General features: G+C 69.4%; 26 protein-coding genes and 1 tRNA gene. 17 read left to right on the plus strand and 10 right to left on the minus strand.

The annotated features are described in order from the left end of the window. Nucleotides 1-177 precede the first annotated feature (177 nt). Complete coding sequence (locus MRBLWH10_RS02045) at nucleotides 178-789, plus strand: DUF559 domain-containing protein (protein WP_341941455.1); 612 nt, start codon at nucleotides 178-180, stop codon at nucleotides 787-789. 167 nt (nucleotides 790-956) lie between these two features. On the opposite strand, the gene MRBLWH10_RS02050 is transcribed toward MRBLWH10_RS02045, so the two are convergent. Both MRBLWH10_RS02050 and MRBLWH10_RS02055 read right to left on the minus strand, forming a co-directional pair. Next, nucleotides 957-3,752, minus strand: a complete 2,796-nt coding sequence (locus MRBLWH10_RS02050; protein WP_341941456.1) for a hypothetical protein — start codon at nucleotides 3,750-3,752, stop codon at nucleotides 957-959. 49 nt (nucleotides 3,753-3,801) lie between these two features. Further along, nucleotides 3,802-5,616 carry an HSP90 family protein gene (locus tag MRBLWH10_RS02055; protein ID WP_341941457.1) on the minus strand — a complete coding sequence of 605 codons (1,815 nt, stop codon included), beginning with the start codon at nucleotides 5,614-5,616 and terminating at the stop codon, nucleotides 3,802-3,804. Nucleotides 5,617-5,809: 193 nt separating this feature from the next. On the opposite strand from MRBLWH10_RS02055, the gene MRBLWH10_RS02060 reads away from it, so the two are divergent. From MRBLWH10_RS02060 to MRBLWH10_RS02095, 8 genes are all read left to right on the plus strand, one after another. Beyond that, a tRNA-Trp gene (locus MRBLWH10_RS02060) sits at nucleotides 5,810-5,882 on the plus strand. A gap of 40 nt (nucleotides 5,883-5,922) precedes the next feature. After that, complete coding sequence (gene secE / locus MRBLWH10_RS02065) at nucleotides 5,923-6,198, plus strand: preprotein translocase subunit SecE (RefSeq protein WP_105673576.1); 276 nt, start codon at nucleotides 5,923-5,925, stop codon at nucleotides 6,196-6,198. 40 nt (nucleotides 6,199-6,238) lie between these two features. Continuing rightward, complete coding sequence (nusG, locus tag MRBLWH10_RS02070; protein ID WP_341941458.1) at nucleotides 6,239-7,264, plus strand: transcription termination/antitermination protein NusG; 1,026 nt, start codon at nucleotides 6,239-6,241, stop codon at nucleotides 7,262-7,264. A 249-nt stretch (nucleotides 7,265-7,513) separates the two neighbouring features. Beyond that, entirely contained in the window at nucleotides 7,514-7,945 is a 432-nt protein-coding gene (rplK, locus tag MRBLWH10_RS02075; RefSeq protein WP_105673572.1) for a 50S ribosomal protein L11, read from the plus strand. Nucleotides 7,946-7,956: 11 nt separating this feature from the next. After that, nucleotides 7,957-8,646: a 50S ribosomal protein L1 gene (gene rplA, locus MRBLWH10_RS02080; protein WP_105673570.1), complete on the plus strand. Its 690-nt coding sequence runs from the start codon at nucleotides 7,957-7,959 to the stop codon at nucleotides 8,644-8,646. A 183-nt stretch (nucleotides 8,647-8,829) separates the two neighbouring features. Continuing rightward, complete coding sequence (locus MRBLWH10_RS02085) at nucleotides 8,830-9,645, plus strand: amino acid ABC transporter substrate-binding protein (protein ID WP_223586006.1); 816 nt, start codon at nucleotides 8,830-8,832, stop codon at nucleotides 9,643-9,645. A 3-nt stretch (nucleotides 9,646-9,648) separates the two neighbouring features. After that, entirely contained in the window at nucleotides 9,649-10,323 is a 675-nt protein-coding gene (locus MRBLWH10_RS02090; RefSeq protein ID WP_181155856.1) for an amino acid ABC transporter permease, read from the plus strand. After that, entirely contained in the window at nucleotides 10,310-11,092 is a 783-nt protein-coding gene (locus MRBLWH10_RS02095) for an amino acid ABC transporter ATP-binding protein (RefSeq protein ID WP_105673567.1), read from the plus strand. Before MRBLWH10_RS02090 ends, MRBLWH10_RS02095 begins: the two co-directional genes overlap by 14 nt. A 20-nt stretch (nucleotides 11,093-11,112) precedes the next feature. Here MRBLWH10_RS02095 and MRBLWH10_RS02100 read toward each other — a convergent pair whose 3' ends face one another. Further along, complete coding sequence (locus MRBLWH10_RS02100) at nucleotides 11,113-11,760, minus strand: LysE/ArgO family amino acid transporter (RefSeq protein ID WP_341941459.1); 648 nt, start codon at nucleotides 11,758-11,760, stop codon at nucleotides 11,113-11,115. A gap of 71 nt (nucleotides 11,761-11,831) precedes the next feature. Between MRBLWH10_RS02100 and MRBLWH10_RS02105 the strand changes: the two genes are divergently transcribed. Continuing rightward, a complete protein-coding gene (locus MRBLWH10_RS02105; protein ID WP_341941460.1) occupies nucleotides 11,832-12,701 on the plus strand; it encodes a LysR family transcriptional regulator ArgP in 870 nt (289 codons plus the stop codon). Here the strand turns inward: MRBLWH10_RS02105 and MRBLWH10_RS02110 are convergent. From MRBLWH10_RS02110 to MRBLWH10_RS02135, 6 genes are all read right to left on the minus strand, one after another. After that, nucleotides 12,698-13,162 (minus strand): MarR family transcriptional regulator, encoded by a 465-nt coding sequence (locus tag MRBLWH10_RS02110; protein WP_105673562.1) that lies wholly within the window; start codon nucleotides 13,160-13,162, stop codon nucleotides 12,698-12,700. The two genes, MRBLWH10_RS02105 and MRBLWH10_RS02110, sit on opposite strands and share 4 nt — an antisense overlap. Continuing rightward, nucleotides 13,149-14,858 carry an MDR family MFS transporter gene (locus MRBLWH10_RS02115; RefSeq protein WP_341941461.1) on the minus strand — a complete coding sequence of 570 codons (1,710 nt, stop codon included), beginning with the start codon at nucleotides 14,856-14,858 and terminating at the stop codon, nucleotides 13,149-13,151. The genes MRBLWH10_RS02110 and MRBLWH10_RS02115 overlap by 14 nt, the downstream gene beginning before the upstream one ends. Before the next feature lie 271 nt (nucleotides 14,859-15,129). Beyond that, complete coding sequence (locus MRBLWH10_RS02120) at nucleotides 15,130-16,905, minus strand: choice-of-anchor G family protein (RefSeq protein ID WP_341941462.1); 1,776 nt, start codon at nucleotides 16,903-16,905, stop codon at nucleotides 15,130-15,132. After that, nucleotides 16,902-17,657, minus strand: coding sequence for a hypothetical protein (locus MRBLWH10_RS02125; RefSeq protein WP_341941463.1), 756 nt, complete (start codon nucleotides 17,655-17,657; stop codon nucleotides 16,902-16,904). Before MRBLWH10_RS02125 ends, MRBLWH10_RS02120 begins: the two co-directional genes overlap by 4 nt. Nucleotides 17,658-17,662: 5 nt before the next feature. After that, nucleotides 17,663-18,235, minus strand: a complete 573-nt coding sequence (locus MRBLWH10_RS02130; RefSeq protein WP_341941464.1) for a signal peptidase I — start codon at nucleotides 18,233-18,235, stop codon at nucleotides 17,663-17,665. Nucleotides 18,236-18,246: 11 nt separating this feature from the next. Beyond that, entirely contained in the window at nucleotides 18,247-18,966 is a 720-nt protein-coding gene (locus MRBLWH10_RS02135; protein WP_341941465.1) for an acyl-CoA dehydrogenase, read from the minus strand. A gap of 272 nt (nucleotides 18,967-19,238) precedes the next feature. On the opposite strand from MRBLWH10_RS02135, the gene MRBLWH10_RS02140 reads away from it, so the two are divergent. Genes MRBLWH10_RS02140 through MRBLWH10_RS02160 form a run of 5 tightly spaced genes read left to right on the plus strand, consistent with a single transcriptional unit; the run spans nucleotide 19,239 to nucleotide 22,225 of the window. Further along, nucleotides 19,239-19,856: a SipW-dependent-type signal peptide-containing protein gene (locus tag MRBLWH10_RS02140; protein ID WP_223586007.1), complete on the plus strand. Its 618-nt coding sequence runs from the start codon at nucleotides 19,239-19,241 to the stop codon at nucleotides 19,854-19,856. Between the two features lie 7 nt (nucleotides 19,857-19,863). Beyond that, nucleotides 19,864-20,481, plus strand: a complete 618-nt coding sequence (locus MRBLWH10_RS02145) for a SipW-dependent-type signal peptide-containing protein (protein ID WP_341941466.1) — start codon at nucleotides 19,864-19,866, stop codon at nucleotides 20,479-20,481. 39 nt (nucleotides 20,482-20,520) lie between these two features. Beyond that, nucleotides 20,521-21,111 (plus strand): signal peptidase I, encoded by a 591-nt coding sequence (locus MRBLWH10_RS02150; protein WP_341941467.1) that lies wholly within the window; start codon nucleotides 20,521-20,523, stop codon nucleotides 21,109-21,111. Then, nucleotides 21,108-21,740 carry a hypothetical protein gene (locus tag MRBLWH10_RS02155; protein ID WP_341941468.1) on the plus strand — a complete coding sequence of 211 codons (633 nt, stop codon included), beginning with the start codon at nucleotides 21,108-21,110 and terminating at the stop codon, nucleotides 21,738-21,740. Before MRBLWH10_RS02150 ends, MRBLWH10_RS02155 begins: the two co-directional genes overlap by 4 nt. Then, nucleotides 21,737-22,225, plus strand: coding sequence for a hypothetical protein (locus MRBLWH10_RS02160; RefSeq protein WP_341941469.1), 489 nt, complete (start codon nucleotides 21,737-21,739; stop codon nucleotides 22,223-22,225). Before MRBLWH10_RS02155 ends, MRBLWH10_RS02160 begins: the two co-directional genes overlap by 4 nt. Nucleotides 22,226-22,362: 137 nt before the next feature. Here the strand turns inward: MRBLWH10_RS02160 and MRBLWH10_RS02165 are convergent, their stop codons facing one another. Continuing rightward, complete coding sequence (locus MRBLWH10_RS02165) at nucleotides 22,363-23,043, minus strand: YqaJ viral recombinase family protein (RefSeq protein WP_105673543.1); 681 nt, start codon at nucleotides 23,041-23,043, stop codon at nucleotides 22,363-22,365. A gap of 377 nt (nucleotides 23,044-23,420) precedes the next feature. On the opposite strand from MRBLWH10_RS02165, the gene rplJ reads away from it, so the two are divergent. Both rplJ and rplL read left to right on the plus strand, forming a co-directional pair. Beyond that, nucleotides 23,421-23,909 (plus strand): 50S ribosomal protein L10, encoded by a 489-nt coding sequence (gene rplJ / locus MRBLWH10_RS02170; RefSeq protein ID WP_105674161.1) that lies wholly within the window; start codon nucleotides 23,421-23,423, stop codon nucleotides 23,907-23,909. A gap of 49 nt (nucleotides 23,910-23,958) precedes the next feature. After that, the gene (rplL, locus tag MRBLWH10_RS02175; RefSeq protein WP_105674159.1) at nucleotides 23,959-24,342 is read left to right on the plus strand and encodes a 50S ribosomal protein L7/L12; all 384 of its coding nucleotides are present in this window, start codon (nucleotides 23,959-23,961) and stop codon (nucleotides 24,340-24,342) included. The last annotated feature ends 114 nt before the right edge of the window (nucleotides 24,343-24,456 follow it).

Below are 24,456 nucleotides of genomic sequence, written 5' to 3' on the forward strand. Positions count from 1 at the left end.
TTCCACGGTGCGCGGGCGCGACGGCCTCTCGATGAGCTGACGCGGCTCCGGTTGCTCATGGACGTACTGCCTCCGCATGCGTTCGCCTGCGGAGTGACGGCGGCGGCGCTCTGGCATCTACCGCTGTCGAACGCAGATGAGGTTGCAGCCTGGAGCAGACCTCGCGTCGGCGTGCCAGTGTCGCAGACGCGGATCCGCCGCCCTGAGGTGCAGGGGAGCCGGCTGCTGGTGTCCGACGACGATGTCGCCGAGTCCGGCGGGATCGCGCTGCTCGCGGTGCCCCGACTCTGGGTGGACCTCTCGCACGAGCAGCCGCTCGGCCGGTTCGTCGCGATCACGGATGCCGTGCTCAGCCGACGGCATCCGCGTGCCTCGCTCGACGACCTCCGGGCCGCGGATGCGCGATTCGTCGGAGGACGCGGCTCGCAGCGCCGAAGGCGGGCGCGGGAACTGTGCGACGGCGGATCGGAGTCCCCTCGGGAGTCGATGGTGCGGGTGGTCCTCGTTGAGGCCGGTCTTCCCGCGCCGGAGTGTAACGTCGACGTCTTCGACGGCGACCGTTTCGTCGCTCGCGTCGACATGCTCTATCGCGACGAGAAGGTGGTCGTCGAGTACGACGGCGACTACCATCGCGACCCCGATCAGTGGAGCCGAGATCAGATACGCCGCGCGGAGCTGGAATCGCTGGGCTATCGAGTGGTGACCGTGACGAGGCGCGACTTCGACGACACGACGGCGATCGTCGCACGGGTGCGGCGGGTGCTCCTCTCCGCCGCACGTGGGCGCTGAAGGGTCGTGAATGTCTGATCAGAGGGGCCGAACCCCGCTGAGTCTGACCTCTCGACTATGGGCGAGAGCGCGCGACGCGACGAGGGTGCACGCCGGCTCGAGAGCGCGCGACGCGACAAGGGTGCACGCCGTGGCATGCGCGCCCGTACCGAGCCGGGGCGTGTGCGTCAGTCGAGGAGAGCGCGGACCTCGGCGGCCTCGGACGTGCGACCCAGGGACTCCAGCAGCGTGCCCAGCTCCAGAGCCGCGACCTCGCGCAGCTGCGGGAACTCCGCACCGTGATCGAGCGCGGCCCGGTACAGCGGCACGGCATCGGCGCCGCGCTCGTTGCCGGCGAGCAGCCGGGCGGCGAACAGTTCGGAACCGCCCGCGGACCCGACGTCTCCGAGCCCTGCGAAGCCATCGGATGCCGTCAGCGCCGCCGCGACGGCCTCGTCGATGCGCCCAAGGCTGCCGAGAGCCCGGCCGCGCGAGTCGGTCACGTCGGCGAGCAGCCATCCGGCGTCGTGCTCCTGGGCGAGCGCCGCCACCTCGTCGAAGAGGGCGAAGGCGCGCTCGTCCTGACGTCCGCCGTAGGCCTGGCCGAGGTTGTGGAGCACGTCGGCGAGCGTGCCGATGGCCTCGGGGTCCTTCCGGACGATCTCGGATGCCGATTCGAGCAGCTCGATCGCATCGTCGTGCTCGTCGAACCGGGCCAGGATCTTCGCCCGCTCCAGCAGCGACAGCGCCTGGTCTGCGTGCTGCTCGGCCTCGCCGTAGAGCTCGGCGGCGTATCCGTACGCGCCGACGGACTGCCCGAACTCACCCGCGGCAGAAAGCGCCCGCGCGAGCATGGAGGCGGTCATCGCGCGCGAACCTGCAGGGACCTCACCCTGCTCCTCGCGCTCGAGCACCGTGCCGAAGAGCTCGGCGGCCTCCTCCGCGTCGCCGACCGCGAGCATGGCGCGCGCGAGGCGGAAGTCCGCCCCCGCGCGATCGCCGTCCTCCTGCTCGGCGATCCGCGAGGTCACGCGGTAGCGGGCCAGCGCCTTCTCGGGGTCCCCGGCGTCCTCCCAGAGCGCTCCCGCGAGCAGGTGCGCCGAACCGAGGGCCGACGTCGCGCCGAGTCCGGCGAGCAGTCGGCAGGCCTCGTCGGCGTCCGCCGCACCCAGCGCGTACTCCTCGTTGCCTCCGCGCAGCCTCGCCCGCGTCTGCAGAGCACGGGCGCGATGGCCGATGCTGAGGTCGTCCTGCGCGAGGAACCGCTCGAGCAGCACGGACGCGGCCTCCAGGTCGCCCTTGCCCAGCACGGCGGACAGCGCGACCAGCGTGGTCGTGTTCGACAGGCGCGCGTCGTCGGCCGTGGCGAAGTGCCGCGCGGCGCGCTCGGCGAGGTCGAGCGCGGCATCCGTCTCGTCGGCCATGAGGTGCAGAGATGCGCGGCTGAGCGCGAGGTCTCCGCGAGACCAGGCGGGGAGGCCGTCATCGGCTCCGAGCTCGCGCTCCAGGCCCTCCGCGCTCTCCGGGGTGTTCAGGCCGAAGGTGGCGAGGCCGAGGCGCTCCTCCAGGTCGGCCTGCGCGCTCAGGCCCGCCGCACGCAGCGCCTCCAGCCGGGCGGGGAGCACCTCTGCGGCCTTGTCGGCGTGATCGAGGGCGACGAGGATGCCGATGCGCATCGAGAGCAGCTGGGCGCGTTTGGCGGGATCTTCGCTCTCCAGCGCGCGGCCGAGTGCGTCGAGTGTTTCCTTCTCCGCCCCGTACTGTCCGAGGTTCATGGCGCGCTCGAACCAGCCGTCGGCGTCGAGCGGGGTCGAGGCGGGCGCCGTCTCCACGAAGGCGTCGGAGCGGATCGGCACGTCGTACTGCACGGAACCGAGGGCTCGCATGCGCGCGAGGCTGCGGGCGTGGCCGTCGGTGCCGTCGCGCTCGTCGAAGGCGCTTCCGATGCGCTCGGCGGCGGTCCAGGATGCGGCGGCGAGCTCGGCGGCGCTCCAGACGCCCTCGTGCTCGCCGAACAGCGGCACCAGGGCGGCGGAATCCGCTCCCCGCACGGGGGTCTGTCCGTGGCCGGCCGCGGTGACGCGGTCGAGGGCGAGGGCGAACGCGGCCAGCGCGGCGAAGTGCGCATCGACGTTGAGGCCGTCGTGGGCGAGCCACGCGATGTGCCGCTCGACCATGGTGAGCGCACGGGCCTCGTTGCCGGTGATCGCGGCGAAGACGATGTTGTTCGCGACGATGCGGAGGTTGTCGGGGTTGTCCTTGGCGAGGCGGTAGCTGCGCAGGTGGGCGGTCTTCGCGTCATCGGGTCGTCCGGCGCGGAGATACGGCAGCAGTGCGCGCGACAGAGCGTGCTCGGGCTCCTCGCCGCAGGAGAATCCGCCCTCGATCATCTCCTCGACGAGCCGGATGGCCTCGTCGTCGCGGTCGGTGTCGGCGAAGAACCCGGCGAACTGGCTGCGTCCGCACGCGTCGCAGTGGCTGTGCTCGTCGCGCGGGGTGGCCTCCAGCTGCACCCTCAGCGTCTCGGCGTCGTCGATGCGGCCGGCATCCCACGCGTCCTCGAAGCGCGCGGTGAGCACCCCGCTGAGGCCGAGGCCGGCCGTGCGGTAGTGCGCCTCCATGTCGTCGAGCACCGCGGAGATCTGCTCCACCGAGAACGCGGGGGAGGAGCGCAGCGCCGAGGCCATCCACTTGAACTGCCACATGAGGTCGGCGCCGCCGTAGTCGAGGTCGGCGGGGAAGCGCTGCGGGTCGGCGTCGTGGTGCGCGAGGCACCAGGCGAACGAGTTCAGCATCACGTCGGTGGCGCCGTTCATGTTCGCGGACGCGGTCTGCCGCATCCGCGCCTCGTACTCGAGCCGCTCGTCGCCGATCTCGAGCGCGAGCGCGACGGCATCCGAGACGAGGGCCTGCTCGGCCGGACCCCAGGGGGTGCGGTCGATCTCCTCGAGCAGCTGCTGGAAGCGCTTCTTGGGACGTGCCATGAGGGTGCCTTTCGGAGGTTCTCTCGATGTGTGCGCGGTGCGGAGGGGCTCAGTAGCCCTCGAAGGGGATCGCATCGCCCTCGATGCCCGCCGAGAGCGAGACGAGATCGGCGAGTGCGCTGGTCATCAGTGCACGGTCCGCGTCGGACAGCGGATGGTGGCCGGCGAGCAGCGCCTGGATGTAGAGCAGCTGCACCGTGCGGGCGAAGACCGCGTCGTCCTGCACGCGCACGAGCGCCCGCACGACGCGATTCGACCAGTTCAGGCACAGACGTGCGCTGAGATCGTCGTCGCGGGTGGAGGAGACGGTCGAGTCGATGCGGTCGAGCACTCCGCCCCACAGCGACCCGGTGATGCCCTTGGTGCGCTTGCGATCGATGGCGCGCAGCACCTCGGGGTCGGCGACGTACAGTCCGGTGAGGTCGGTGCGATCGATCGAGCGGACGACGACGGCGCAACCGGATGCCGCGAGCACGGAGCCGGCGCGGGACTCCAGCGCCACCGCGGCCTCACGGTCGTCGAGCGGGGGAGGGTCGAGCCTGTCGAGCTCGCCCGTCACGTCCACCTGCTCGATCGTGACCCCCGGATAGAGCTCCGGGAGCAGGCGGACGAGGTCGGCGTCGAAGAGGTAGCCGCCGTTGACCAGGATCTCGGAGCTCGGCGAGATGCCCGCGACCTGGCGGAACTCGTCGACCGTGGCGGCGAAGCGCACGTGCGGATACCTCTCGGCGAGATCGCCGATGCGCATGGTGCCGTGCGTGGTCTCCAGCGTGAGCCAGCGGGTGATGAACTTCGCGAGCTCCTCGTCGTGCCGCACGAGGGACTTCAGCCCGACCTCGTGGATCGCGACGAACTGCGCGAGACGGTGGGGCTCGCTGAGGCCGAGCTCGAGCACCCAGCGGCGGATGCCGGCGCCGAGCTGCTCGCGGACGCGCTCGAGGGCCGCGTCCTCCACGAGCGACTCACGACTCGCGGTGGGGGCGAGGCCGGTGGAATCCACCACCGCGCGCACGAAGAACGCCCAGTCCGGCAGCACGTCGTCGACGCGCTCGGAGAGGAGCATGCGCCCCAGGTACATGCGCGTCGCCTGCCTGGCGCCCGGCGGCGGGGCGAAGGGGAGGACGTAGGCGAGGCCGCGGGTGCCGGTCGCGGGCTCCGCGAGCTCGATGACGTCGAGGGGGCCGGCGCCGAGCAGGTTGCGACCGTACTGCACCGCGTCCTCGGGGGTTCCGGCGAGGAAGGGTGCAGGGCGGGTGATGTCGATCTCTCCGGACGGGGTGTCGACCGTGACCCGCACAGGGAGGAACTCGCCGAAGGTCGTCGCGAGCTCGCGCACGGCGGCGGGACGGAGCAGCTCGTCGGCGTCGAAGCGGGGCACGAGGTGCACGCTGGTTCCGATCGGCAGCTCCTCATCGATCTCGACGACCTGGAAGGTGCCGTCTGCGCTGCCGGTCCACTCGACGGAGGCACCGCCGCGCGCGCTGCGGGAGCGGATCACGATCGTGTCGGCCACCATGAAGCAGCTCAGCAGGCCGATGCCGAACTGGCCGAGGTAGTCGCTGCGGGGCATGTCGAAGATGTCGCGCTTGGAGGAGCGCCCCACGGTGGCGAGCAGATCGGCGACCTCGGATGCGGTCAGACCCACCCCGTCGTCGCGCAGGACGAACTCGCCCGTGGCATCCGTCAGGGGGGAGATCGTGATGCGTCCGCCCGCCCCGTCGACGTCCCTGCGGGCCGTGATCGCGTCGCGTGCGTTCTGGAGCAGCTCTCGCAGATAGACGCGGGGGCTGGAGTAGATGTGCCTGCTGAGCAGGTCGACGACGCCGCGCAGATCGACCTGGAACTGCTGCACCTCTGCGCTCACGTGGGCTCCCTCCGCATACACCCGCCTGCCGAGCCTAACAACAACGGCATTCGGAGCAGCGGTTCGAGAGCGCCGCGCGGATGCCGTATGCTGGTGGAGCAGTTGTTGTCTGCAATCTTTCGCTGTGCCCCGATCCACCGATCAGTGCGCGGAGGAGGGCGGCGGATGACGACCCCGAGACCAACCGGTCTCTAGGGCGGTAGCTCAATTGGCAGAGCAGCGGTCTCCAAAACCGCAGGTTGCAGGTTCGATTCCTGTCCGCCCTGCGCGTCAGCGCAACGCTGACACACGAAAGGTACATTCAGGATGGATCAGGACGAACCGCGCGGCGAAGTCGTCGCGGCCGGTGCCACCCGTGAGAAGAAGCGCGGCTTCTTCGCCAGGTTCTTCGGCGGCATCGCCCTGTTCCTCCGCCAGGTCATCGCTGAGCTCCGCAAGGTCGTCACTCCGACCCGCAAGGAGCTGATCAAGTTCACCGCGGTGGTGCTCGTCTTCGTTCTCATCGTCATGGGCATCGTCTACGGACTGGACACCTTGTTCGCGTGGCTGACGCACGTGGTGTTCGGGGTTCCCGGCACTTGATGCCCCGCGGCTTCGGCCGCACACTTGGAGAAGAAACAACGTGTCTGAACGCTATTCCGACGACGCCGACTGGGCGACCGCTGCAGAGCAGTCCAGCGAGGAGGACGAAGCCCAGGAGGGCAACGTCCTCGCAGCGGAGGAGTTCTCGGTCACCTCGGCCGAGCACGTCGCCATCCACATCGAAGATGAGGACGAGAGCGACGACAGCGCTGCAGACGATATCGACATCGACATCGACGACCCGGAGGCGGACGCGATCGTGAACGACGCTCTCAACCTGGACGAAGCGGCTGAGTCTGAGGCTGCCGCTGAGGTCCTCAACGATTCCGTGGCCGAGGAGGCCGCCGACCTCGAGGCCGCTGCGGCCGAGGAGATCGCTCCCTACGACGGCCCCGACCTCGGCGCCGACGACGAGGATGAGGCATCCGACGAGGACGCCGAGGAGGACCCGTACGAGGCCTTCCGCATGGACCTCCGCATGCTCCCCGGCAAGTGGTACGTCATCCACTCCTACGCCGGCTTCGAGCGCAAGGTCAAGGCGAACATCGAGCAGCGCAAGTCGACGCTCGAGGTCGAGGACGAGATCTACCAGATCGAGGTCCCGATGGAGGACGTCGTCGAGATCAAGAACGGCCAGCGCAAGATGGTCAACCGCGTGCGCATCCCCGGCTACGTGCTGGTGCGCATGGAGCTCAACGAAGACACCTGGTCGGTCGTCCGCCACACGCCCGGTGTCACCGGCTTCGTCGGCAACGCGCACAACCCGACCCCGCTGCGCTTCGAGGAGGCCTTCAACATGCTGAAGGCGCTCGTCGAGGTCAAGGACGTCCCGACCGCCAAGAACATCGCGGCCAAGGGCGGCCTCGCCGTCGCGCGCCCCGTGCAGGCCGAGGTCGACTTCGAGGTCGGCGAGACCATCACGATCAAGGAGGGCTCGTTCGCGGGTCTTCCCGGTTCGATCAGCGAGATCAAGCCCGAGAGCGGCAAGCTCACGGTGCTCGTCTCCCTCTTCGAGCGCGAGACCCCGGTCGAGCTGTCGTTCGACCAGGTCACCAAGATGATCTGACATACGCTTCGCCGCGAACGGCCGTCCCTTCCGGGGCGGCCGTTCGTGCGTGTGCCGGCATCCTCTCCGCACGTTCGCGCGCGGCCGAGGGGAGGGCGGAGCAGCCGAGTCGCGATGGGCGTGCGCATCGGGTAGACTCATGTGGTTTGTGTGCCGCTTCGGCGTGCGCGCAGACGACCACGATCCGGAGAGGCCGGATCCGTGGGAGAAGCGGATGCCTCGGCATCCGATTCGACGAAAGGAAAGAGAATGGCACCGAAGAAGAAGGTGACCGGCCTGATCAAGCTTCAGATCAACGCCGGTGCAGCCAACCCGGCGCCGCCGATCGGCCCCGCGCTCGGTCAGCATGGCGTCAACATCATGGAGTTCTGCAAGGCGTACAACGCCGCGACCGAGTCGCAGCGCGGCAACGTCATCCCCGTGGAGATCACCGTCTACGAGGACCGCAGCTTCACCTTCATCCTGAAGACCCCGCCGGCTGCGGAGCTCATCAAGAAGGCGGCAGGCGTCCAGAAGGGCTCTGCCACCCCGCACACCGTCAAGGTCGCGAAGATCACCAAGGACCAGGTCCGTCAGATCGCCGAGACCAAGCAGGCCGACCTGAACGCGAACGACATCGAGGCCGCCTCGAAGATCATCGCCGGCACCGCCCGTTCCATGGGCATCACGGTCGAGGGCTGAGGAGAATAATCATGGCTACCAAGTCCAAGGCTTACAAGGCTGCCGCCGAGAAGATCGAGGCAGACCGTTTCTACACTCCCGCTGAGGCTGTCGCCCTGGCGAAGGAGACCGGCTCGTCGAAGTTCGACTCGACCGTCGAGGTCGCGCTGAAGCTCTCGGTCGACCCCCGCAAGGCAGACCAGATGGTGCGCGGCACCGTCATCCTGCCCCACGGCACCGGCAAGACCGCCCGCGTCATCGTGTTCGCCACCGGCCCCGCTGCCGAGGCTGCGATCGCCGCTGGTGCAGACGAGGTCGGCGGCGCCGAGCTCATCGAGAAGGTCGCCGGCGGCTGGACCGCGTTCGACGCGGCCGTCTCCACCCCGGAGCTCATGGGCCAGGTCGGTCGTCTCGGAAAGGTCCTGGGTCCGCGTGGACTCATGCCGAACCCGAAGACCGGCACCGTGACCCCGAACACGGCCAAGGCCGTCGAGGAGATCAAGGGCGGAAAGATCGAGTTCCGCGTCGACAAGCACGCCAACGTGCACTTCGTCGTCGGCAAGGCGTCCTTCACCGCTGAGCAGCTGAACGAGAACATCGGCGCAGCGCTCGAGGAGATCGTCCGCCTCAAGCCGTCCAGCTCCAAGGGCCGCTACATCCAGAAGGGTGCGGTGTCGACCACGTTCGGCCCCGGCATCCCGCTGGACGTCAACGCCATCTGAGCCTGATTCGCTCTCGAAGAGCCCCCGCCGTCACGGCGGGGGCTCTTCTGCGTCCTGGAGTAGGCTGGCACCCCGACACGGAACGTCACGAGATGCGACATATCGCGGACTCGTGCATAGGGTGAGATTCGCTCGAAAACGCGCGCACAGCATCCGCGCTCACGCACCCAGGAGGGTAAGCACATGTCCCGTCGCCTCATCGCCGTCACGGCACTCGTCCTCGCAGCATCCGCTCTCACCGCCTGCAGCGGCTCCACCGCACCGGCGTCGAGCAGCTCGTCGAGCGCGGAGGGCGCCGACTTCGGACTCGTGAAGGACGGCACCCTCACGGTGGCCACCGAGGGCACCTACCGCCCGTTCAGCTTCCACGCCGACGGCGGCACGGGCGACCTGACCGGCTACGACGTGGAGATCATCCAGGCCGTCGGCGACAAGCTCGGTCTCAAGGTCGAGTTCCAGGAGACGCAGTGGGATGCGATCTTCGCGGGGCTGGATGCCGGTCGCTTCGACGTGATCGCCAACCAGGTCACCATCAACGACGAGCGCGAGAAGCAGTACCTCTTCAGCACCCCGTACACGGTGTCGCCCGGGGTGATCGTGGTCAAGGAGGATGACGACTCGATCAGCTCCTTCGCCGACCTCAAGGGCAAGACGACGGCCCAGTCGCTGACCAGCAACTGGAACGACCTCGCCACGGAGTCGGGGGCGAAGGTCGAGGGCGTCGAGGGCTGGGCGCAGGCCGTCGCGCTGCTCCGCCAGGGCCGCGTGGACGCGACCATCAACGACAAGCTCACGTTCCTCGACTACGAGACCACCGACGGCCCCACCGGGCTGAAGATCGCCGCGGAGACCGATGAGGCCGGCAAGCAGGCCTTCGCGTTCACCAAGGACAAGAAGACCCTCGTCGCCGCCGTCGACAAGGCTCTCGACGAGCTCCGCGCCGACGGCACGCTGGCGGAGATCAGCAAGAAGTACTTCGGCGAAGACGTCACCGAGTAGCCGATGGACTCTCCCGACAGCGTCTGGCAGCTCTTCCTGGGTTCGCTGGGGCCGATCGCCCTCGCCGGGCTCACGGTGACGGTGCCCCTCGCGCTGATCTCGTTCGCGATCGGACTGCTGATCGCGGTCGGGATCGCGCTGATGCGGATCTCGGTCAATCCGGTCCTGTCGAACGCCGCGCGGTTCTACATCTCGGTCATCCGCGGGACGCCGCTGCTCGTGCAGCTGTTCGTCATCTTCTACGGGATGCCGTCGATCGGGATCACGATCGACCCGTGGCCCAGCGCGATCATCGCCCTGTCGCTGAACGTCGGCGGCTACGGAGCGGAGATCGTGCGGGCCGCGATCCTGTCGGTGCCGAAGGGGCAGTGGGAGGCCGCGTACACGGTCGGCATGAACCGCTCGCGAGCGCTCACCCGCATCATCCTCCCGCAGGCTGCGCGCGTGTCGGTGCCCCCGCTGTCCAACACCTTCATCTCGCTGGTGAAGGACACGTCGCTGGCGTCTCTCATCCTCGTGACCGAGCTGTTCAAGGTCGCGCAGCAGATCGCCTCGACGACCTACGAGTTCATGGCGCTCTACCTCGCCGCCGCGCTCGTCTACTGGGTGTTCTGCCTCGTCCTGTCCTTCGGGCAGGGCGCCCTCGAGAGGAGGCTCGACAGTCGTGTCGCGCACTAGCGGATCCACGCCCCTTCTCGCCGCATCGCAGCTGTACAAGCGGTTCGGCGACAACGAGGTGCTCCGGGGCATCGACCTCACGCTGCACCGCGGCGAGGTCGTCGTGCTGATCGGTCCGAGCGGATCGGGCAAGACGACCGTGCTTCGCTCACTGAACGGACTCGAGACCCCAGACGGGGGCACGATCCTCGTCGACGGCGGGCCCGAGGTCGACTTCTCCTCGAAGGTTCCGCAGAAGCTGAGGTTCGCGCTGCGGGACCGCTCGGCGATGGTGTTCCAGCACCACAACCTCTTCCCGCACCTCACGGTGCTCGAGAACGTGATCGAGGGGCCGTGGCGGGTGCAGGGGCGCCCGAAGGCGGAGGCGATCGCCGAGGCCAGGGTCCTGCTCGCTCGCGTGGGTCTCGAAGACAAGGCGGACGCCCGCCCGCATCAGCTCTCCGGCGGGCAGCAGCAGCGCGTCGGCATCGTGCGCGCTCTCGCCCTCAAGCCCGATCTCCTGCTGTTCGACGAGCCGACCAGCGCGCTCGACCCGGAGCTGGTCGGCGAGGTCCTCCTGGTCATCAAGGAGCTCGCCGACGAGGGATGGAGCATGGTCGTCGTCACGCACGAGCTGAGCTTCGCCCGCGAGGCCGCAGATCACGTGCTGTTCATGGACGGCGGCGTCGTCGTGGAAGAGGGGCCACCGGCCGAGGTGTTCGGGGCTCCCCGCGAGGAGCGCACGCAGCGGTTCCTGACGCGCATCCTTCGCCCCCTCGATGGCGCCTGACCGCGCCGCCCCTCTGCGCGTCAGCCGCCCAGGACGGGCAGCACGAGCGAGACGGCCAGTGCGATCATCACGACCGCGATCACGCCGTCGAGGATGCGCCAGGACCGCGCCGTGCGCAGCCAGCGTCCGAGATAGCGCGCGCCGAAGCCGAGAGCGGTGAACCACAGGATACTGGCGGCGATGGCTCCCGCCGCGAACAGCCACCGCTGCTCGCCGTGCGTGGCGGCGATCGAGCCGAGCATCAGCACCGTGTCGAGGTAGACGTGGGGGTTCAGCCAGGTGAGGGCCAGAGTGGTGAGCACCACGGGTGCGAGCCGGGTCCGGGTGAGTGTGGTGGGGCTGGAGCCGGATGCCGCGGCGCCCGGCTCGTCCACCGTGAGGTGCTCGCCGCCGCGCCAGGCTCGACGGGCCGCGAGCAGGCCGTAGGCCAGCAGGAACACGGCTCCGGCCCACCGTGCGACGACGACGAGCCACGGCGCCGCGGAGATCACGAAGCCGAGACCCGCGACGCCGGCGGCGATGAGGGCGGCGTCGGAGGCGGCGCAGATGATGACGACCGCCAGCACGTGCTCTCGGCGGATGCCCTGACGCAGCACGAACACGTTCTGGGCGCCGATGGCGACGATGAGGGAGAGGCCGAGTCCGAGACCGGCGAGCACGGTGAGCATGGTTCCACGCTACGAACGCGCAAGCGAAAGCACCAGCGAAGATTCCTTGTGAACCATTAGCATCACTTACTATGCGAATCGATCCCGAACTGGCGGCCACCGTCGCGGCGGTGGCCGACGAGGGCACGCTCGATGCGGCATCCCGACGACTGCGGATCACGCCCTCCGCCGTGAGCCAGCGGCTGAAGACGCTGGAGCAGCAGCTCGGGCGGGTGCTCGTGGTGCGCACGAAGCCCGTGCAGCTCACCGAGGCCGGCGAGGCGGTCGTGCGCCTCGCCCGCCAGGTCGCCCTGCTGGAGCACGACGCGCTCTCGGGACTCGGCCTCGACGAGGAGGGCGCGCGCATCGGCATCCCGCTGGCCGTGAACGCCGACTCGATGGCGACCTGGTTCCTGCCGCCGCTCGCCCGGCTGTCGGCGGAGCACGCGATCGACTTCGACCTGCATCGCGACGATCAGAACTTCACCGCTCGCCTGCTGGAGTCGGGCGCCGTCATGGCTGCGGTCACGAGCGAGGAGGCACCCGTCGCCGGATGCTCGGTGTCGCCGCTCGGCGTGCTCGAGTACCGGGCGATGGCCGAACCCTCTTTCGCCGCCCGCTGGTTCCCCGAGGGAGTCACCCGGGAGGCGCTGAGCGCGGCGCCGTTCGTGGACTTCGACCGCAGGGACACCCTGCAGCACGAGTGGCTCAAAGCGATGAAGGTCTCGCATCCGTCGGTGCCGCGGCACTACGTGCCCGCCTCGCACGACTACGCCCTCGCGGTGGAGCTCGGCCTCGGCTGGGGGATGCTCCCGCTGCTGCAGGGCGCGCACGGGCTGGTCCCGCTCGGAGGCCCGACGCTGCGCGTGCGGCTGTACTGGCAGCAGTGGAACCTGCGCAGCACGCTGCTCGACACGATCGCGGCCGAGATCGCCGCCGAGGCCGGTCGGGTGCTCGGCTAGCGGTTCGGCGTCGCGCCCGAGACCAGAGCGTGCAGCAGGTGCGTGAGGTTGTCGATGTCCGTGACGCTCCAGTCGGTGAGCGTCGTCATGAGCAGGCCCTCCTGCGGCAGCCGGGCCTGGGCGAGACGTTCCTCCCCGTGCGGGGTGAGCCGCAGCAGGAAGGAGCGGCCGTCGCTCGGGTCGGCGGAGCGCTCGACGAGTCCGAGGCCCTCCAGCTCGCGCACCGTGCGGCTCACCTGGCCCTTGTCCGACAGCATCCGCTCCGCGAGCGTCGACACCGTGACCTGCTCGCACCGGGCGATCGTGGTCAGCGTCTTGTACGCGCCGGGGAGCATGCCCGGACTGACCCGGTTCGCGTTCTCCAGGAGCACCCGACGGAAGTTCGTGATGAGCTCGCTGAACTCCGCCTCGAGGGCGCGGACCGCGACGGCCCGCGCCTCAGAGGACTCAGACTCTGCCATCGGATGCTGCTTCGCCGGTGCGGTGGGACACAACCTGCACTGTACCGGTCGGAGCGCCCGCGAGAGCCTCGGCGTCGGCGATCGCGACGTCGGCGGCCTCCTCCACGACACGGTGCTCGTCGTCGGAGCCGGCCTCCGCCTTGGCGCGCTCGCTGGTCGTCATGCGGGTCAGCGGCCTGTTCGGGAGGAACAGGATCGCGATCAGGCTCAGCACGGCCAGAGGGATGCCGATGAGGAATGCGTGCGAGATCGCCTGGGCGTAGAAGTCCTCGACCAGGGAGCGCACGGGCTCGGGGAGCAGGCGCACCTCGGGAACCGTGCCGCTGCTGAGCGCGGCGGCGACCTCCTGCGCCTTGTCGCCGGTCTGGGCGATCGCGGCCATCAGGTCTTCCTTGCCGTTGGTGAACAGATCGGTGATCTTGTTCGCGAGGAAGGCGCCCATGACCGAGACGCCGATGGTGCCGCCGAGGCTGCGGAAGAAGGTGACGCCGGAGGAGGCGACGCCGATCTCCGTGGGCTTGGCGACGTTCTGCACGATGAGCACGAGGTTCTGCATCGTCATGCCGACACCGGCGCCGGTGAGGAACATGTAGACGGAGACGAGCGCGAAGTTCGTGTCGTAGTGCAACGTCGAGAGCAGGGAGGAGCCGGCGATCAGCAGCACGGAGCCGAGGATCAGGTAGCCCTTCCACTTTCCGTAGCGGGTCACGAGCTGACCGACGACCATCGACGAGATGAGGAGTCCCGCCATCATCGGCAGCGTCATGAGACCGGCCTCGGTGGGCGAGGCTCCGCGCGAGAGCTGCATGTACTGCGCCAGGTAGACGGAGGTGCCGAACATCGCGACGCCGATCGAGATCGAGGCGAGCACGGAGAGCGTGAAGGTGCGTCCGCGGAACAGGGTCAGCGGGATGAGGGGCTCGCGCACCTTGAGCTCGACGATGATGAACAGGATCGTCGCGAGGAGGACCCCGCCGATCATGAGGATCGTCTCGATGCCCCACCAGTCGAAGTTCGTGCCGGCGTTGGTGATCCAGATCAGCAGGAGCGAGACGGCGGCGGAGAGCAGCACGATGCCGACGTAGTCGACCGAGACCTTGCGGGTGCGCTCGGCCTTGATGTGGAGCGTCTTCTGCAGGATGATCAGGGCCGCGACGGCGAAGGGCAGGGCGACGAAGAAGTTCCAGCGCCAGTTGATGCTGTCGGTGATCCAGCCGCCGAGCAGCGGTCCGCCGACGGTGGCGACGGCCATGACCGCGCCGAACAGGCCCATGTAGCGGCCGCGTTCGCGCGGGCTGATGATGTCGGCCATGATGACCTGGCTGAGGGCGGCGAGGCCGCCGGCGCCGAGTCCCTGCACGGCGCGGAAGGCGATGAGCATGCCGGTGTCCTGCGCGAAACCGGCGGCGGCGGTCGCGAGCACGAAGATCACGATCGCGATCTGGATCAGCAGCTTGCGGTTGAAGAGATCGGCGAGCTTGCCCCAGATCGGGGTCGAGATCGCCGTGGTGAGCAGCGTGGAGGTGATCACCCAGGTGTAGGCGGCCTGGTCGCCGCCGAGGTCGTGGACGATGACGGGCATCGAGGTGGAGACCACCGTGCCGGCGATCATCGAGACGAACATGCCGAGAAGGAGCCCTGTGAGGGCTTCGAGCACCTGACGGTGCGTCATTCCGGCGGGGGAATCCGTGGTCATGCAGAAGGCCTTTCGCAGACGGAGGGGGATGCTGCGACAGCTCTGGCGCGCACGAGATAGTTGAACTTCGTCAACTATACGCCGAATGGTTGAGATTAGTCAACTACATACGCGAGAGGCTTCGTTTCGTCTCGTCGCTGCGCTCGTCGCTCAACGACCGGGGCAGGGCCTGCGCCCCGCCGGTCGTTGAGCGAGTGCGGCGAGATGACGCGCCTCCCATCCCCGGGTCGTTGAGCGAGCGCAGCGAGACGACACGTCGGAGGCGCGGGACCTAGGGCAGCGAGATCGGCCCGGCCGAGGCGGTGCCCAGATTCACGCTCGTGGGCAATAGCGCGTCGAGCAGCCCGATGCGCAGCGCCGTGACCTTGTACTCCGCCGTCGCTGTGCTCGTCGCGTGAATGAAGGGCGAGACAGGGGGCGCGTTCGGGCGATCGGGCTGCACGTTCACGTACAGCGAGAAGATCGGAGCGAGCGCGCCGAAGACCGCGGCGACGGCATTCGCGACGACGGGCACGCCCGCGGCGAGCACGCCGTCGAGGGTGGTGACCACGGCGAAGACGTCGTCGACGACGGCCTTGATGACGTTGCGGAGCGTGCCGACGAGGGGATTGAGCAGCGCGAGAACGGGAGTGAGCAGAGCCCCGAGCACGGGGGTGAGGATGCCGAGGTCGACGATCGTGACGCTCACGCCGGCGTTCAGCAGTGACGTGCCGGAGGTGTGCAGCGCGCCGAGGTTCGCGTCGAGGTTGATCTTCACATCGGCGACCTTGATCACCACGTCGGGGATGAGCGGAGGGATCCCGGCGACGGTGGCCTTGACCTCCGCGCTCACGTCGATCTTGACCCTCGGCAGGCCGGCGACCGTGGTGAGAGCGCTGATGACCTGGGTCCGCCAGGCCGTCACCAGGTTCGTCACGCGCGTTCCGATGTTCGTCAGCACCGCGGGCGTCAGCAGGAACTGCGTGTTCGGAGCGAGGTCGTTCAGCCCGTTCGCGCCGTTCAGCAGTCGGGCGAGGTTCACCCTGATCAGACCGTCGCGGGGGCTGAGGGTGACGATGCCGTCGGCATCCGAGAAGCCTGCGAGCAGGGCGGAGACCGCCGGCGCGACCTGCGGGATGTTCGTGACCGATACCCCGGACCCCGCGGTCGACACGCTGAGGACGCCGAGGTCGAGATGGAGCTGATTGAGCACTCCGGTGATGCCGGACGAGAGGGAGGCCTGCAGTCCGTTCAGCTTGGCCTGGAGCTGGGTGACCGAGGTGTCGACCTGCCCGACGAGCCCGGAGAGCACGGGCGCCGTCAGCGTGAGGTCGAGCCCCGCGATGTCGTAGTCACGGGCGACAGCGGTCGATGCGGCCGGTACGTCCCACGTCGCCTCGCGCAGCACATCGCAGCCGTCGACGCGGGACAGGGCCGACACCGCGCCGATGTCGAGCGCGGCGTTCGTCAGGTTCGATGTGATCGCGCTGCCGAGCACGCCGTTCAGCGTCAGCGAGCCCGTGCGCGGCGGAGTGGATGCTCCGTACTCGCCGATCGTCGCGATGCCGGACTGGTTGGTCACCGCTCCTGTGGCTCCGGTCGCGAGGCCCTTCGGGGTCACCTGCGAGTACTGCGACAGGGTGCCGACGGCGAAGTCGGGCACGGCTGCCTGGATGGTCGGCAGGGACACCGTCGCCAGGGGAGCGGGGAGGATGCCGACGTTGAGCGAGGTCGCCCTGGTGAACGTCGTCGTCGAACCGGGGTCGAGGTCGTGCGCGTTCTGCGCGGGGGAGTAGGTTTCGGTGAGCGCGCCGTCGATCGCGTCGCGGACGCCGTTGACGGCGGCGACGGTGTCGAGATCGGTGCCGAGCAGAGTGCCGCTGACCTGGCGGCCGGCGGAGGTCGTCGAGAAGCCGGTGTCGGTCCCGCACTTCAGCGACGTCGTTCCGACGGGCGCGGCGTGCGCCCACTCCGCGTCCCGCCAGCTCGCCAGAGAGGTGGAGGTCGCCACGGGCACGGCGAGGATCGCGACGGCGCCGACGGCGAGCCACGCGCGCAGGCGGCTCACGTCGAATCCTCCGTCGGCTCGGTGCGGCGCAGCATCCGGATCCCGATGCCCGCGCCGACGGCCGCCAGCGCGACCCCGAGCATCTGCAGCAGGGCGACACCGTCGATCCCGGTGGCGGCGAGCGGTCCGCCGGCGGGCGGAGCGGCCGCGTCCGTGCGGGCTGCGGTGAGGCCGACGCCCACGGTCGCGTCGAGGCCCTCGCCCTCCTCGTCGGCAGGGATTCCGTCGAGCGTCGCCGTGACGAGCATGTGCTGCGCCGATCCGGCGGCGAGATCGACGAGGTAGGTGCGCGGGGAGGAGGCGGATGCCGTCGCCGGGGGCAGCGTCGTCGCACCGCCGGGAGCGGCGCACGTCGGAGCGCCGGACGGCATCCCGGTCCACTCCGTGATGCACTGCTGGAATACGACCCGCAGACCCTGCGGGTCGCGGGCGAGCTCTCCCTCGGCCGTCAGCACGACCGACAGGGTCGCGGGGCCGGAGGGGTCGTCGTGGGCGGCGCGGATCTCCCAGTACCCCCGATCGCCCGGAGACAGCACGAGGGACTCACCCGGGGAGAGCGCGTGGGCGCTCTGCGCGTCGCGGACGATCCACGGCGAGGTCTCCAGCGTGAGATGTCCGGTCGACTGGCCGGGGGCCGTGAAGAACGGCGCTGCCTGGGCTGCGGCCGTTCCGGCGAGCACCGCCCCCGCACCAGCGCACACGACGATCAGGGTCCCGCCGACGATGCGGCGGAACCGGTCTCGACGTGTCATGACCGTCATCGTCTGCTCGGCCACAGCACCCAGAGGACGGCGCCGGCGAGCACCAGGCCCAGCACCGCGAGGCCGATCGGCGAGGTCACGGCCGAGAACACGAACCCGAGTCCGGGGATCGCGAACAGCACGACCCCCGCGCGCGTGACGACGTACTGCTCGGCGTCATCGGCGTCGTTGGCGTCCCCGCGCAGCGTGAGCGTCCTGCGGTCCGCCTCCTCGTCTCCGATCGCCACGATCCGGTGGGTCACCAGCTGGTCGTCATGGGCGCGAGGCACGCTGACGACGTCGCCGACGCCGAGGTCTGCGGCATCCGCCGTCCTCTCGATCACCGCGGTGCCCGCGGGCATGGTCGGAGACATCGAGCCGGTGGCGAGGATCACCAGATGGAGGCCGAGCGCCCACGAGGCGATGAGCCAGGCGATGGCGATCGCCCCGACGGCGCCCAGCAGCCACACGAGCACGTTCTGGATCGCGGGGAGGAGGGAGCGGCGCCGACGCGGACGTGTGGAACGATCGCGTCGGCGCAGCCCCTGATCGACCCCGCGGTCTCGCAGGTCCTCTGCGGTGGAGGTCATGGTCCGAGGGGTCAGGCGGACGCGGCGTCGAACTTCCACGCGGGCGCGATGCTGCGGCCCATGTAGTCGTCGACCGTGGTGATGCCGGACGGCAGCACTCCGGGAACCGTGAAGGTCAGCTCGAAGCAGTAGAAGTTGACGTTGCCGGAGTCCGCCGCGTACGTCTGCGCTGCCGTGCCGCCGCTCGCGCCCAGATCGCCGGTCGCGATCGTGGTGTTCGCCACGTTGCCGAAGGTCGCCGCGTTGCACGCCTTCGTGGCGGCGAGGTCGGCGCCGCTCCAGGTGGATACGCGCACGTCGGTGGCGTTCCACAGGTGGCCGCCGGCATCCGCCACGGTCACGCCGGCGGCAGCGGTGGCGGCCGCGAGAGTGGCGGTGCCACCCAGCGAGTCGGCCGAAGAGCGCACGGCGACGAGGGCATAGGTCGAGTCGCCGGGCGTGAGATCCGACAGCGTGAAGGTCACCCCGTTGCCCGGGTTCGTCTCGTAGTCCGCCCATGCGGTCGAACCGGGGGCTGCTCCGGATGCCGGAAGGGCGAGCTGTTCGAGCTCGAACGAGGAGGTGCTGATGCCGGGCTCCGTCCCGGCGCCGGCGAAGAGCCATTCGGTGTCGTTCCAGGCCGCGAGGCTCAGGGACGCTCCCACCCCTGCGACGGCGGCCGCGGCGACGATCGCGACGACCTTCCGCGTTCTGTTGTTCGTGGCAGCGCGGCGCGCTCGTCTCGGTTCCATACCGTCCCCCTCAGGACTCATGTGGGCGGAGACCGTGGGTGGGGGCCTCCGTTTCCCCTAAGTTCTAGTGCACCGTCACCGCCGTCGTCCATCGAAACCGGAATATTGGTGTGAAACAGATATTCCGGTGTGCAATCGTGACCTGCGTCCCTTGTGGGAGGGCTCCCACTGGGTGATGATGTGGGGGACGAGCGGATGCCGGTCACTGAGGGGCGGCCGTCCACGATGCACTCCGCCGTCGTACACCCGGCATTCCTGAGGGGGAATCTGACATGGCAACAACGGCAACTCAGCGCAAGGTCCTGGCGGTGCTCGCGGGAGGTCTCGTGCTCGGCATCGGCACCGCGGTCACGCTCGCGGCATGGAACGACTCCGAGTTCGCGAACGGGACGTTCACGGCCGGCGCGTTCAACCTCGAGGGATCGGCGACCGGAGACGCGAACTACAGCGACCACAACGTCGACAAGGGGGACACCGCCGCGACACTGGCGTTCACCGTTCCCGTGAGCAACCTCGCTCCGGGCAACATCGTCTACTCGGGCTTCTGGGTGCGCCTCGCCGCCGGCACCACGACGGGCGCGAGCCTCTCGGCCAACGGCACCACGGCGGACGCAGCGGCGACGTCGAACAGCGACCACCTCTCGTACTCGGTCTACCAGCTGGCGCCGGGCGCGACCTGCAACGCGGCATCCGCGACGGGCACTCCTGTCGCGACGGGCGCGACGCTGGACGTGCAGACCGGCGTGACCCCGATCGCTCTCTCGCAGGGGCCGAACGTGTCGACGGCCGGCACCGCGGTGCAGCTGTGCTTCAAGGTCACCGCCGACGCGAACCTGGAGCAGACTCTCGCGACGACGGCCACCTGGAAGTTCACGGCGACCTCGAACTGAGCCTCTGATGGTGACCCGCAGGGACATGCGGGACGCGAAGCGGCTGCGTTCCCGCCGAATCCGAGCCATCCTCGCGGGTGGACTCGTGCTCGGCGTGGGCGGAGCCGCGACGCTGGCTGCATGGAACGACTCCGAGTACGGGGCGGCGACCTTCACGTCGGGGAGCTTCGACATCGTCGGCTCGACGACGGGCACGGGGACGTTCACGAACCACCCCGTCGGCTCGCCGGCCGCGCTGTCGTTCACCGCCCCGTTCAGCGGGATGGCGCCGGGCAACACGGTGTACGCGCTGTTCAGCGTCAAGACGTCAGCGAGCTCCGTCAAGGGCAATGTGCAGGTCACTGCCGGCACCACGGGCGGCACGGGTCTCGCGCCCTCCATGACGTACGGGGTCAAGACCATCGCCGGCACCACGTGCGACTCCGGCGCCTACGCGGGCGGCACGGTGGTGGTGGCCGACGGCACGGCGCTGACGGCCGGCGCCGCGTCGGCCCAGGCGCTGCTCGCGGCCGGCGGCAACCAGATCAACTACTGCTTTGCTGTGACGCTGAAGTCCGACGCCCCGAACACGGCGCAGGGCCTCACAGCCATCCAGACCTGGATACTGCTGGGGACGTCGACCTAGCGGATGCCTTCGACGGGAGAGCGGCGGGAGGACGAGACGATGAGCACGGCGGTGACGAGGCGGAGCCTGCGGGAGCAGGATCCGCCCGTCGGTGCGCCCGCGGCGGCATCCTCTCCCCGCCGCCGACCCGCGCGGCTGCTCGCCGACCTGCTGCTCTGGATCGCCGCGATCGGCGGCGTCGTCTGCATCGTGCTGGTGATCCTCGCCTACACCGCCGGGATCACGCTGATCATGTTCAAGACCGGATCGATGTCGCCGACCATTCCGGCAGGATCCGTCGCCGTCGTGCAGCGGATCCCCGCGGCCGAGGTCGAGGTGGGCGACGTCGTGACCGTGGACCGCGAGGGCGAGCTCCCGGTCACGCACCGCGTGACGACGATCGTCCCCGGGGCGACGGATGCCGAGCGCGTGATCACGCTGAAGGGCGACGCGAACGCCACGGAAGACCCCTTCCCGTACACCGTGACCTCCGTGCGGACCGTGCTGTTCTCGGTTCCGGGCATCGCCACGGTCATCGTCGCGATGGGCAACCCCTTCGTGCTCGGCGGCATCACCGTGGCTGCGGCCGTGCTCGTCGTATGGGCGTTCTGGCCGCGCGACGGACGGCGGCGAGAGCGGATGCCGACATGAGGAGCCGTGTCGTCGCCGTCGCCGCGCTGGTCGTGCTCGGCTCGATCGGCGCGGGCCCGGCGTGGGCGGCCCCGTCGACGCAGGTCGTGCAGGGGCAGGTGCTGCGGCTGGTGTCCGTCGCCGACTGGGACGCCGCGGCATCCCTGCTGCCCGGAGCGCCCGTGCAGTGGGACGTCGCCGTCAGCGCGGATGCCCCCGACCCCGGCACCGTCACGATCGGCGTGAGCGCGAGCGGAGATGCCTCGCTGGTGGTCGACGCCTCGCTCTGCATGAGCGCGTGGACCCCGAGCGGATGCCCCGGAGGCTCGACGAGCCTGCGCACCGGATGGAGCATACCGCGCGACGGGGCGGAGATCGCGCTCGCGCAGATGGCCGACACGGAGGTCGCGCACCTCAGGCTCTCCATCGCGCTCGCCGCGGACGACGAGGGCGGGCGCACCGAGGTCCGTGTCCATGCGCACGGGGGCGGCGAGTCGGCCGTCATCGGACCGGACGGCGGGCTGGCCACCACGGGTATGTCGCCCGTCGTGCTCTGGATCCTCGGCGGAGGGGCCGTGCTCGTCGTGGTCGGCGCGGTGCTCCTCGTCGCGCGTCGGCGGAGGCCGCGCGGAGAGGATGAGGACTCGTGAACGGCCGGCGGCTCACCGCGGGTCTCGCGGGTCTCGCGCTGCTCATCGGTCTGGCGATGGCGCCGCCGGTGCAGCAGACCGAGGCGTACTTCACCGACTCGGAGTACGCGACGGCGACGTTCACCGGGACCACCCTGGCGACTCCCGTCATCACGAGCTGCACGGTCACGAGCTTCCTGGGGACGTTCACCGGAGTCACGATCGTCTGGACCTCGCCGAACGACAAGGTCTTCCAGCGCCTCATGATCAAGACGGTGGTCGTGGACCAGGCGAACATCACGCAGAGCGGGACCGGACCGTACACCTACACCTCTGTCATCTCCTCCGGCCTGCTGAACACCCTCCTGGGCTCCCTCCTCGGCGCCACGAACCCCGTGAAGGTCGACACGTTCGCCGGCACGCAATGGGTCTCGCCCGGGGCGGCCACCAGGACGCTGTCGGTCGGCGGACTCCTCGGGCTCGGCGGCAACAACACCTGCACCTGAGCGACGAGCGATCGTCCGGTCGCGACGGCGCGGCCGGGGAGAGGGTGCGGGTCGACGTCCGTGCTCGCGCATGGCCTCGTCGGAGGACGCTCTTGTGCGTGGCGCCGCCGGCGGGGCGGATCAGTGCCGGAGACCGCTCAGTCGGCGAGGGCCAGCGCGCGGAACGCGTCGCGCTCGCGGAGCTGCTCGCGGCGGCTGGCCGCGGCATCCATCTCCCTGCTCGGCACCTGCTGTCCGGTGGTGCGCCGGTACAGCTCGTCGATGAGGGCGGTGGCGAGTCCGACGAGCTTCGCGATCTCGCGGTCGTCGCGGTCGATCCAGACGGACTTCGGCTCGTCGTGCACGGGCGAGAAGTCGACGTGCTCCTCCCACACGAACAGGGTGCGCTCGGCGCCCAGCACGTGCTGCTGCCACCAGATCTGTCGTAGGTAGGTGCGCGGGATGCCGCGGAACGGCTTGTTCGTGGTCTTGATCTCGGCGAGACGGATGCGCCCGTCGCCGTCCACCGCGATGCCGTCGGGGGTGGCGAGGTGGCGATGCTCGACCTCGGCGCGGAACAGCGCGGACGAGGGGAGGATGCCGTGGGTCGCCGCGACCCAGGCGGCGATCTCGGGCTCGCGCCGGCGTCCGTGATCGGTGTAGGCGTTGCCGCCGAAGCGGGGCCCTCCGCCGAGCTTGGAGTCCGCGGCGCGCGCGATCGACCTCTCGCTGGTCAGTCCGGCGACGTCGGTCGCGGTGATCCCGCGCGACCGGGCCCGCATCCACGCGACACGGTCACGGGAGTCCGCGACGATGCGTGCCTGGAGTTCGGGATTCACCCTTCGACCCTAACCCCGACCTCCGACCCTCCGCCCGCGTACACGCCGCACCCCGGCATCCCTCTCTCGTTCCCTGCGCCCCGCCTGCCGCGCTGGCGTCGACTTCCCGTGAACTCGTCGAGGACGGGGAAGGAGGGAGGGATTTGGGGGAGGAGAGGGGGTGGGGTAGAGTGGGGGCAACCGAAGACCGCTGGTCATCGTCGTGCGCGTGAGTGCAAGACGGTCGAAGCTCTGCAATGCAGGGGCCCGCGCAGGTGTCACGAACTTCTCTGAGCTCCGTGCGCTTGCGCCGGAGCTCTTCTCATTTTCAGGGCACCGGGTGGTCGAGGCCGATGCTCCACCGTCGTGGAGCATCCCGAACACATCAAGGAGTGACCATGGCGCAGAAGGATGCATCGGTTGCCGAGCTCACGAAGTCATTCGAGAACTCGTCCGCCGTTCTGCTGACCGAGTACCGCGGTCTGACGGTTGCCCAGCTCAAGGAGCTGCGCAACAGCATCCGTCAGGACGCTGAGTACGCCGTGGTGAAGAACACGCTGACCAAGATCGCCGCCAACAAGGCTGGCATCACCGCGCTGGACGACGACCTCAAGGGTCCGTCGGCCGTCGCGTTCGTGCACGGTGACTTCGTCGCCACTGCCAAGGCTCTGCGTGACTTCGCCAAGGCCAACCCGCTTCTCGTGATCAAGTCCGGCATCTTCGAGGGCAACGCCCTGAACGCCGACGAGGTCAACAAGTACGCCTCGCTCGAGAGCCGTGAGGTTCTGCTGGCGAAGGCTGCGGGCATGATGAAGGCCACGATGGGCAAGGCTGCGGCCACCATCGATGCTCTTCGCGAAAAGCTGGAGACCGCAGAGGCCGCGTAAGCGACCGGCGATCTCGTTCAACAAAAACCATCTATCTAGGAGATACATCATGGCGAAGCTCACCACCGAAGAGCTGCTCGAGCAGTTCGCTGGCCTGACCCTCATCGAGCTCAACGACTTCGTGAAGGCGTTCGAGGAGAAGTTCGAGGTCACCGCTGCTGCTCCCGTCGCCGTCGCCGGCGCTGCGGGTGGCGCAGGCGCTGCTGAGGCTGAGGAAGAGAAGGACTCCTTCGACGTCATCCTCGAGGCCGCTGGCGACAAGAAGATCCAGGTCATCAAGACCGTCCGCGAGCTCACCTCGCTCGGCCTCGGCGAGGCCAAGGCTGTCGTCGACGGCGCTCCCAAGGCCGTGCTCGAGGGCGCGAACAAGGAGACCGCCGAGAAGGCCAAGGCTGCTCTCGAAGAGGCAGGCGCCACGGTTACCCTCAAGTAATCCGTCAGGGTCGGCGCTCGCGCTCCGACCCGATCGCGTCTCGACGCTTCAACGAAGGCCCCGGGTTCATCCCCGGGGCCTTCGTGCATGCCGGGGCCGGTTCGTCGGCCGGGT

The sequence above is a fragment of the Microbacterium sp. LWH10-1.2 genome, from assembly GCF_038397765.1.
GTDB classification, from domain to species: Bacteria; Actinomycetota; Actinomycetes; order Actinomycetales; family Microbacteriaceae; genus Microbacterium; species Microbacterium natoriense.